This is a genomic window from Paracoccus sp. FO-3 (assembly GCF_006386455.1).
GTDB classification, from domain to species: Bacteria; Pseudomonadota; Alphaproteobacteria; order Rhodobacterales; family Rhodobacteraceae; genus Paracoccus; species Paracoccus versutus.
In genome coordinates this window covers 1-8,933 of record NZ_VCBQ01000143.1, presented here as the reverse complement: position 1 = coordinate 8,933, position 8,933 = coordinate 1, and the positions used below count along the sequence as shown (strand labels likewise).

Genomic DNA, 8,933 nt, shown 5'->3' with positions numbered 1-8,933 from the left:
AAGCTGGCCCGGCGCCCGGCCGGTCGCGGCGCGATAGACCTCGCGCGCGACCTCCAGGTTGCCGCGGGCGGCCGCAAGGCTGGCGCGCGCCGCGGCCAGGGCGGCATCGGCCTGCGAGACGTCGGTCTGGGTGATCTCGCCCACTTCGAAACGGTCCGAGGCGGCCTGCTGTTCCTGCCCGATCACGCGCACGGAATTGGCTTGCAGATCAACCTGTTCGGTGGCGCTGCGCACATCCAGATAGGCCTGGACCGCGCCCAGCAGAACGTCCTGTTCGACGCCGACCAGCGCGGCGCGGGTGGCCAGCACGGTTTCCTTGGCGGCGTCGATGGCGATGGCGTTGCGGCCCCAATCGTAAAGCGTGATCTGGGCCTGCAGCCCGATGCCGGTCGAGCGGCCGATGGCCAGGCCGTTGATCTTCTGGAAACTATGCTCGGCGATCCATTGCACGACCGGGCGCAGCTGGGCCAGGGCGGTGGCCGCGTCCTCATCGGCGGCGCGCAGCACGGCGCGGTTCTGTTCCAGAAGCGCCGAGTGGCGATAGGCCGCGACCATGGCATCGGCCAGCGATTCGGCCCCGGCGGGGGCGGCCGTCGCGCCCGCAAGCAGGGCTGCGATCAGCGGACGCCGCAGGTTTTTCAGCGTTTTGCGAAACATGCCATGGCCTTTCCTGTCGGCATCACAAGACGAAACCCCGCGGACGCGCAAAGCCCGGCAGCAGCGGAGCGGTGGCATGGAAGCCGAAGCGCCAGTTCAACCGCCCATCCAGCTTGTGGCCGATGCGGACGGTGCCCAGGTTGCCCTCGCGGAACATGGCGACGATGCGGCCGCCCTCGCGCAATTGATCGGCCAGCGCCTCGGGCACCTGCTCGACCGCGCCCTCGATCAGGATGGCGTCATAGGGGGCCTGGCTGGCGCAGCCCTCGGCCAGCGCGCCCTGGACCACGGCGACGTTGAACACGTCCTGCGCGGCAAGCCGGCTTTCCGCCTCGGCGGCCATGGCGGCGTCCTCCTCGAGCGCGACGACGGCCTCGGCGATGCGGGCCATGACGGCGGCGGAATAGCCGTAGCCGCAGCCGACATCCAGCACCAGGTCGCCGTTCTGCAGGTCCAGCACATCCATCATCTTGCCCAGCGTCCGCGGCTCCAGCAGCACGCGGCCGGGGGCAAGGTCGATATTGTTGCCGACATAGGCCACGTCTCGGCGCGATTCGGGAACGAACTGCTCGCGCGGGACGTTCAGCATCGCCTCGATCACGGGATAGCTGGTCACTTCGTTCGGACGCACCTGAGTGTCGACCATCATGGTGCGGCGCTGCGCGAAATCGGTCATGTATGCGAACCCTGCATTCGGTTGGCTTTACGCTCTCTTGCCACGAAAATCCGGTGCGGGCAACGGCGCCGGCGTTCTTGCCGCGACGCCGCCGCCGTGGCAGGGTCGCGGGCATGAGCGAATATCTGTTTCCCCCGCCGCCGCCCGCCGCGCTGCCGGTCCTGGGGCAGGACGTGCGATTCCCCGTGAACCGCATTTTCTGCGTCGGGCGCAACTATGCCGCCCATGCCGCCGAGATGGGGGCCGAGGTGGACCGCGAGGCGCCGTTCTATTTCCTGAAATCCGCCCATGCGGTGCGACAAAGTGGCGCGACCCTGCCCTATCCGCCCGGCACGCGCGACCTGCATCACGAAGTCGAGCTGGTCGTGGCCATCGGCGCCCCCGCCTTCCGCATCGCGCCGGCGCAGGCGATGGCGGCGGTCTGGGGCTATGGCACCGGCCTCGACATGACGCGGCGGGACTTGCAGGGCCGGGCCAAGGACAAGCGCCATCCCTGGGATCTGGGCAAGAATTTCGAGGGCGCGGCCGTATTCTCGGCCCTGACCCCGGCGCGGGACTTCGCCCCGGCGGCGCAGCGCATCCGGCTGGAGGTGAACGGCACGCTGCGGCAAGATGCGCCGATCTGCGACATGGTCTGGTCCATCCCGGAACTGGTCGCGGACCTGTCGCAATACTATCACCTCGCGCCGGGCGACCTGATCATGACCGGCACCCCGGCCGGGGTCGGCGCCGTCGCGGAAGGCGACCGGCTGGCCGGCAGGGTCGAGGGGCTGGCCGAGGTCGAGCTGACCATCGGCGCGGCGGAATAGCTCAGCCGGGCTCCTTCCATTCCAGCACCAGCTGGGTCTGGATCACCACGGCGGCCAGCTTGCCGTCGCCGCGCCGGATGTCGGTCTGCCAGATCATCGTGGTCCGGCCCAGGTGCAGCGGCCGGGGCCGGGCCTCGGCCACGTCGCCCAGGCGAATCGGGCGCAGGAAATTCGTCTTGCTTTCCAGCGTGGTGGTGGCGGCGCCCTCGGCCAGGCGCAGCTGGGTGGCGGTGCCGGCGGCGTGATCGGCCAAGCTCATGATCGCGCCGCCATGCAGCACGCCGTTGCGATTGGTCAGGGTCCGCGTCACCGGCATGCGCAGCACGACCTCGTCGAGCGTGGCGGCCACGACCTCCATCTCCAGCGATTCGGAATAGGGCGAATGCGCCTCGATGGTGGCAGAACTCCGGTCGTCGGTCATCGCGGTCCCCCTTTTTGCCCGCATCTTCCGCGGCAAGGGGGGCAGCGTCAATCGCCCGCGGTATCAGCAGGCCGGCACCGGCTCGGGCCGGCCGGCAAGGTCGAGGCCGCGGGCGGTGGGCGGCTGCCAGGTCCGGGTGGCGGCATCCGCACCCGAAGGATTGGTGCCGATCATCGCCCCGCCGGTGCCGCCCGTCCAGCCGGTCGAGCCCGAGTTCTCGGGCGCGGTGCCGTCGGCCGAGGCGGTCTCGGGCGTCGCCGGCTCGGCCTGGGCCGCGGCGGGCGGGCATTCGCCGGCGCCGGCGGCGGCGGTCTGTGCCGGCTTTTGCGCCTCGGCAGGGGCGTCCTGGGCCGAAAGCGGCGCGGCCAGGCAGGCCAGCGCCACGCTCAGCACGGCGATACGGGACAGGGAAATCTGCGACATGGGCTGCATCCTCCTGCGCCCCAACGCCGGCCACGGCACCGGGTTCCCCGCCGCCCGCCGCTTCTTCGTTGTCCAAATACCCAAGAATCCCGGCGCTATTCGACCGAGATGCCGGCGACCCCCTGCTCGGCATGCCCGACCACGGCCGCCAGCGGGAAGCCCGCGCCGCGGATGAAATCCAGCACCTGGCCAGCGGCCCCAGGCGCGCAGGCGACCAAGAGCCCGCCCGAGGTCTGCGGATCGGTCAGCAGCGCCCGCTGCCAGGGGGCAAGGCCCTCGGGCAATTCGACCTCGGCGCCATAGGCAGCCCAGTTCCGGGTCGAGGCGCCGGTGACGAAACCCGCCTCGGCCAGTTCCGCCGCCCGCGACAACAGCGGCAATTCCGCCAGCCTCAGCCGCAGCCGCAGCCCGGCGCCCCGCGCGATCTCCAGCCCGTGGCCGAGGATGCCGAAGCCGGTCACGTCGGTGATGGCATGGACATCGCCGCGCTTGGCCAGGTCGGCGCCGATGCGGTTCAGCGTGGTGGCCGAGGCGACCATCTCGGCCACGCCGGCCTCGTCCAGCGCGCCCTTCTTGATCGCGGCGGAATAGATGCCGACGCCCAGCCCCTTGGTCAGGATCAGCGCGTCGCCCGGCCGCGCATCGGCATTGCGCCGCAGCTCGGAGGGATGGCAGAGCCCGACCACCGCCAGGCCATAAATCGGCTCGGGCGCGTCGATGGAATGACCGCCCGCCACCGGAATCCCGGCCTGGTGGCATATCTCGCGCCCGCCTTCCAGGATCTCGCGGATCTGCGACGGCGCCAGCTTGTCGATGGGCATGCCCAGGATGGCCAAGGCCATGATCGGCCGCCCGCCCATGGCATAGATGTCGGAAATCGCGTTGGTCGCGGCGATGCGGCCAAAGGCGCGCGGATCGTCCACCATGGGCATGAAGAAATCGGTGGTGGCGATGACGCAGGTATCGTCGTCGACCTGCCAGACCGCGGCGTCGTCCGAGGTCTCGGTCCCGACCAGCAGCTGCGGGAACGCCTGCGCCAGGGGCTGATCGGCCAGCAATTCGCGCAGGACCGAGGGCGCCAGCTTGCAGCCGCAGCCGCCGCCATGCGCCAGCGAGGTCAGTCGGGGAAGGTCGTTCATGTCCGGGCTCTCCTGTCGGTCAGCCGGCGCACGGTAACGTAGAACGCCGGCACCATGAAGATGCCAAGGAAGGTCGCCGCGATCATCCCGCCCATCACCCCGATGCCGATCGAGTTCTGCGCCGCCGCGCCCGCGCCGGTGGCGATGGCCAGGGGCAGCACGCCCAGGATGAAGGCCAGCGAGGTCATCAGGATCGGCCGCAGCCGCAGCCGCGCGGCCTCGATGGCGGCCGCGACGGTGGCGCGGCCGGATTGTTCCAGGTCGCGGGCGAATTCGACGATCAGGATGGCGTTCTTGGCCGCCAGGCCGATGGTGGTCAGGATGCCGACCTTGAAATAGACGTCGTTGGCCTGGCCGAAGGTCAGCGCCGCCACCACCGCGCCCAGAACCCCCACCGGCACCGCCAGCATGACCGAGAACGGCACCGACCAGCTTTCGTAAAGCGCCGCCAGCGACAGGAACACCACCAGCGCCGACAGCGCGAAGAGCCAAGGCGCCTGGTTGCCCGATTGCCGCTCCTGATAGGACAGGCCCGTCCATGCGGCGGCATAGTTGCCGGGCAGGCCGGCGATCAGCTCCTCCATCGTCGCCATGGCCTGGCCGGAACTGGCGCCCGGCGCCGGCTCGCCCTCCATCTCGATGGCGTCGATGCCGTCGATCCGCGCCAGCGAGGGCTCGACCGGCTCCCAGCGGGTCGACATGAAGGCGGTGAAGGGCACCATCTCGCCGCCCGCGTTGCGGGCATACCAGCTGTCCACGTCCTCGGGCTGCATCCGGTTCGCCGCCGCGCCCTGCACGATGACCGGGCGCAATTGCGCCCCCAGGGCAAAGTCGTTGACCTCGGTCCCGGCGAAGATGGTCGAAAGCATGGCGTTCACGCCCGACAGGCTGACGCCCAGGCTTTCCGCCTTCTGCTGGTCGATGTCGATGCGCAACGCCGCCTCGTCCTCGGTGCCCGAGCTTTCGACATTGGTCAGCCGCGGGTCTTCGTTCGCCCGCTGCTCAAGCAGCTCGGCCGCCTCGGTCCGCGCCTCGATGCCGCCGCCCGCCTGGTCGGTCAGATACATGGTGAAGCCGGCCGAGTTGCCCAGCCGCGGGATCGCCGGCGGCTGCATGAAGAAGATGCGCCCGGCCCGGTGCCCCGAGAAATGCGCGTTCGCGCGCCGCGCCACCGCCGAGGCGGACAGCTCGGCTTTCTGCCGCAGGTCGAAGTCGCGCAGCTTGACGAAGATCATCGCCCGGTTCTGCGAGGTGCCGCCGAAGCCGAAGCCCATGGCGACAAAGACCGATTCCACTGCGTCCTTTTCCTCGGTCCGCATGTATTCCTCGATCTCCTGCACCACGGCGGCGGTCTGCTGCGCGGTCGAGCCCTGGGTCAGGGTGATGCGCGATTGCAGCACGCCCTGGTCCTCGCCGGGGATGAAGGTCGTGTCCAGGCGGCCGAACAGGTCGATGGCGCCATAGCTGATCGCACCCAGCACCAGCATGACCAGCATCGGCCGGCGCAGGGTGCGGCGCACGCTGGCGGAATAGCCGCGCGTCACCCGGTCGAAGCCGGCGTTGAACCAGCGCGCGGGCGCAAAGCGCGCCGGGCCGTGGCTTTGCCGCAGAAGGCTGGCGCACATCGCCGGCGTCAGGATCAGCGCCACCAGCAGCGACAGCACCATGGCGGTGATGATCGTGACCGAGAACTGGCGATAGATCACCCCGGTCGAACCGGGCATGAACCCCATGGGCAGGAACACCGCCGACAGCACCAGCGCGATGCCGATCAGCGCGCCGCTGATCTGGCCCATGCTCTTTTCCGTGGCCTCGACGGGGCCCAGCCCCTCCTCCTCCATCACCCGCTCGACGTTCTCGACCACGACGATGGCGTCGTCGACCAGAAGGCCGATGGCCAGCACCATGGCGAACATGGTCAGCGTGTTCACCGAATATCCCAGCGCCCCCAGCATGCCGAAGGTGCCCAGCAGCACGACGGGGATGGCGATGATCGGGATCAGCGTCGCCCGCCAGTTCTGCAGGAAGACCAGGATGACCAGGAACACCAGCCCGATGGCCTCGATCAGCGTGTGATAGACCTTCTCGATCGACAGCTCGACGAAGGGCGCGGTGTCATAGGCGATATGCACCTCGACCCCTTCGGGCAGGGCGTTCTTCAGCCCCTCCAGCGTGGCACGCACCCCGCTCGCCGTCTCGACCGCATTGGCGCCGGTGGCCAGGTTCACCGCAAAGCCCGAGGCGTTCATGCCGTTGAAGCGCGAATCGCGCCCATAGCGGGTCTGGCCGATCTCGACCTCGGCCACGTCGCCCAGCCGCACGGTGGCGCCGTCCTCGCCGGTCTTCAGCAGGATGTTGCGGAAATCCTCGACCGAGGTCAGCTGGCTCTGCGCGGTGATGTTGGCGGTGAACTGCTGGCCCGCCACCACCGGCTGCTCCCCCAGCGCGCCGACCGAGACGGTGCTGTTCTGCTGCGCGACGGCGGTAGTCAGGTCCGTGGGCGTCAGCTGGAACTGCGCCAGCCGCAGCGGGTCCATCCAGATCCGCATGGCATAGCCCGAGCCGAAGACATTGACCCCGCCCACCCCCTCGGTGCGCTTGACCGGCCCCTCGACCACCTGCTCCAGCAGGTTGCCCAGCTCGATGGTGGAATGCTGCCCGGTGGTCGAGACCAGCGAGCCGACCATCAGGATCGACGAGGACGAGCGCGTGACCGAGACGCCGTCGTTCTGCACCGGCGTCGGCAGCCGGCTTTCGACCGAGCGGACCTTGGACTGCACCTCGTTCAGCGCATCGACCGGGTCCACGCTGTCGTCGAAGACCATCTCGATCACGCTGCGCCCGGTCGAGGCCGAGGAGATGGTATAGAGCAGCCCGTCGAGCCCGGTCAGCGCGTCCTCGATCGGCGTCGTGACCGAGTTCTGCACCGCCCGCGCCGTCGCCCCGGAATAGTTGGCGGTGATGCGGATCGTGGTCGGCGCGATGTCGGGATATTGCGAGACCGGCAGGTTGATCAGCGACCAGGTGCCGATCAGCATGGTCACGATGGCCAGCACCCAGGCAAAGACCGGGCGGTGAATGAAGAAACGTGCCATGCCCTAGCCTTCCCCGCGCTCGTCCATCTCGCGCACGACGCCCTGGGCGTCGATGGTGACGGGGACGGTGGCGATCTCGGCGCCGGCGCGCAGGTTTTCCAGCCCGTCCACGATCAGCTGCTCGCCCGGATTGATGCCCTGGGTGACGATCCAGCTGTTGCGATAGCTGCCCTGCTCGCTCAGCGTGACCTGCTGGGCCTTGCCGTCGCGGGCGACGAAGGCGGTCAGCGTGCCGTCCGAGGCGCGGCTGGTCGCGCGCTGCGGGACCAGCACCGCGCGGGTGGTGCCCAGCGTCAGCTTCACCCGCAGGAACTGGCCGGGCAGGATCATCCGGTCGGGATTGTCGAATTGCAGCCGGATCGGCACCGTGCCGGTGGTGGGCGAAACCGCGATGCCGGGGCTGACGATCCGCCCCTCGCCCTGGTATTCCTCGCCGGTCTCCAGGATCAGCTGGGTCGTCACCCCGCTGTTGACGACCAGCTGGCCGGCGCTGATGCGCGCCCGGTTGCGCAGCATGCGGGCGCTGGATTCCGAGACGTCGACATAGATCGGGTCGAGCTGGGTGATGGTGGTCAGCGATTCGGACTGGCTCGCCGTCACCAGGTCGCCGACCGAGACCGCCGCCACATCCGCCACGCCGTCCAGCGGGCTCTTGATCTCGGTGCGCTGCAGGGCCAGCCGCGCCGCATCCCGCGCGGCCTCGGCCGATTTCAGGTCTGCCTCGGCCTGTTTCAACGACACCTCGGCATTGGCGCGGTCCACGGCCGAAACGCCCGAACCCTCCAGCCGGCGATAGCGGGTGACGGTATTCTGCGCCTGGGTCAGGCTGGCCTCGGCCCCCGCCACGGCGGCCTCGGCGGCGGCCAGCGCCGCGGCCAGCGTCTCGGGGTCCAGGCGGAACAGCACGTCGCCGGCCTTGACCGGCCTGCCGGGATCATAAGAGATTTCAAGCACTTCCCCGCCAACCTGCGGCCGGATGCCGGTCTGCTGATAGGCGATGGCGCGGCCGGGCAGGGTGACGGTATAGGGCACGTCCTCCTCGGCGGTGGCCACCACGCCGACCTCGGTCGGGCCCTGCGCCCCGCCCCCACCCGGACCCTGCTGCGCGAAAGCCTGCCCCGCCAGCATGATCGCCAGCGCCGCCCATCTCATCATCCCCTGCCCAGAGGCCATCTGCCGTTCCTTGCGGTTTTGGTGGTTGGCGCATTGTTTAGACGCCGAACCCCAATGGCAAGTAAACGGCCAGCTCAACGCCGTTCACGGATTCGCCAGCAGGGCGGATTTCTCCGTTCTCCAAATACCCATGCGACCGGGCAGCCGGGCACGGCGCCTCAGAAATCGACGCAGATGCCCTTCTTTTCGTAATCGCCATAGCGCACCGGCTCGGGCCCGTCGCGCCCGCCCAGCTCGACCGGCAGGTCCAGCGGCTTCGCCTTGCGGCGGCGCTCCTCGGCCTCGGCCAGCGCGCGCTGCGCGGCGGGCGGCAGATCCTTGCGGTCGGTCATGGCGGTTTCCCCTGCTTCACGCTAGACGGGATCAATCTAGGCAAGGGGCAGGCTTTGGACAAGTCACAGGGCAAGACGGTCAGGGACGGGGCACGCAAGGGCGCGCTGCGCCTGCTGGCCGCGGTGGACGAGGGCGCGACGCTGGACGAGGCGGCGGCGCTGACCGAGCGCCTGTCGCCGCCCGACCGCGCCCGCGCCCGCCGCCTCG

The 8,933-nt window shown here is 69.6% G+C and carries 9 protein-coding genes; 1 reads left to right on the top strand and 8 read right to left on the bottom strand.

The genetic code is table 11. From position 1 onward, the window contains the following. Together FE811_RS24165 and FE811_RS24160 are read right to left on the bottom strand one after the other, a co-directional pair. Positions 1–657, bottom strand: a 657-nt coding sequence (locus FE811_RS24165; protein WP_181180953.1) for a TolC family protein, incomplete at its 3' end; no start/stop codon positions are given. Positions 658–679: 22 nt separating this feature from the next. Next, positions 680–1,333 carry a protein-L-isoaspartate O-methyltransferase gene (locus tag FE811_RS24160; RefSeq protein ID WP_072461349.1) on the bottom strand — a complete coding sequence of 218 codons (654 nt, stop codon included), beginning with the start codon at positions 1,331–1,333 and terminating at the stop codon, positions 680–682. A 113-nt stretch (positions 1,334–1,446) separates the two neighbouring features. Here FE811_RS24160 and FE811_RS24155 point away from each other — a divergent pair, with 113 nt between their 5' ends. Next, positions 1,447–2,142: a fumarylacetoacetate hydrolase family protein gene (locus FE811_RS24155; RefSeq protein ID WP_116223133.1), complete on the top strand. Its 696-nt coding sequence runs from the start codon at positions 1,447–1,449 to the stop codon at positions 2,140–2,142. 1 nt (position 2,143) lies between these two features. Here the strand turns inward: FE811_RS24155 and FE811_RS24150 are convergent, their stop codons facing one another. The 6 genes from FE811_RS24150 to FE811_RS24125 all read right to left on the bottom strand — a co-directional run bounded on the left by FE811_RS24150 (position 2,144) and on the right by FE811_RS24125 (position 8,725). Then, positions 2,144–2,563 carry a PaaI family thioesterase gene (locus FE811_RS24150; RefSeq protein WP_036761026.1) on the bottom strand — a complete coding sequence of 140 codons (420 nt, stop codon included), beginning with the start codon at positions 2,561–2,563 and terminating at the stop codon, positions 2,144–2,146. Between the two features lie 63 nt (positions 2,564–2,626). Further along, positions 2,627–2,986, bottom strand: a complete 360-nt coding sequence (locus FE811_RS24145; RefSeq protein ID WP_140849064.1) for a hypothetical protein — start codon at positions 2,984–2,986, stop codon at positions 2,627–2,629. A 95-nt stretch (positions 2,987–3,081) separates the two neighbouring features. Beyond that, positions 3,082–4,125, bottom strand: coding sequence for a selenide, water dikinase SelD (gene selD / locus FE811_RS24140; RefSeq protein ID WP_116223135.1), 1,044 nt, complete (start codon positions 4,123–4,125; stop codon positions 3,082–3,084). Beyond that, positions 4,122–7,220 carry an efflux RND transporter permease subunit gene (locus FE811_RS24135; protein ID WP_140849062.1) on the bottom strand — a complete coding sequence of 1,033 codons (3,099 nt, stop codon included), beginning with the start codon at positions 7,218–7,220 and terminating at the stop codon, positions 4,122–4,124. Before FE811_RS24135 ends, selD begins: the two co-directional genes overlap by 4 nt. A 3-nt stretch (positions 7,221–7,223) precedes the next feature. Next, positions 7,224–8,393 carry an efflux RND transporter periplasmic adaptor subunit gene (locus tag FE811_RS24130; RefSeq protein ID WP_036751456.1) on the bottom strand — a complete coding sequence of 390 codons (1,170 nt, stop codon included), beginning with the start codon at positions 8,391–8,393 and terminating at the stop codon, positions 7,224–7,226. Positions 8,394–8,551: 158 nt separating this feature from the next. Beyond that, a complete protein-coding gene (locus FE811_RS24125) occupies positions 8,552–8,725 on the bottom strand; it encodes a DUF1674 domain-containing protein (RefSeq protein ID WP_036751458.1) in 174 nt (57 codons plus the stop codon). Positions 8,726–8,933: the final 208 nt, after the last annotated feature.

What these genes read in the sequence shown, in the direction of transcription:
- FE811_RS24160 (WP_072461349.1), bottom strand. Translation starts at nt 1,333, where the DNA reads ATGACCGATTTCGCGCAGCGCCGCACCATGATGGTCGACACTCAGGTG.
- FE811_RS24155 (WP_116223133.1), top strand. Translation starts at nt 1,447, where the DNA reads ATGAGCGAATATCTGTTTCCCCCGCCGCCGCCCGCCGCGCTGCCGGTC.
- FE811_RS24150 (WP_036761026.1), bottom strand. Translation starts at nt 2,563, where the DNA reads ATGACCGACGACCGGAGTTCTGCCACCATCGAGGCGCATTCGCCCTAT.
- FE811_RS24145 (WP_140849064.1), bottom strand. Translation starts at nt 2,986, where the DNA reads ATGTCGCAGATTTCCCTGTCCCGTATCGCCGTGCTGAGCGTGGCGCTG.
- selD (WP_116223135.1), bottom strand. Translation starts at nt 4,125, where the DNA reads ATGAACGACCTTCCCCGACTGACCTCGCTGGCGCATGGCGGCGGCTGC.
- FE811_RS24135 (WP_140849062.1), bottom strand. Translation starts at nt 7,220, where the DNA reads ATGGCACGTTTCTTCATTCACCGCCCGGTCTTTGCCTGGGTGCTGGCC.
- FE811_RS24130 (WP_036751456.1), bottom strand. Translation starts at nt 8,393, where the DNA reads ATGGCCTCTGGGCAGGGGATGATGAGATGGGCGGCGCTGGCGATCATG.
- FE811_RS24125 (WP_036751458.1), bottom strand. Translation starts at nt 8,725, where the DNA reads ATGACCGACCGCAAGGATCTGCCGCCCGCCGCGCAGCGCGCGCTGGCC.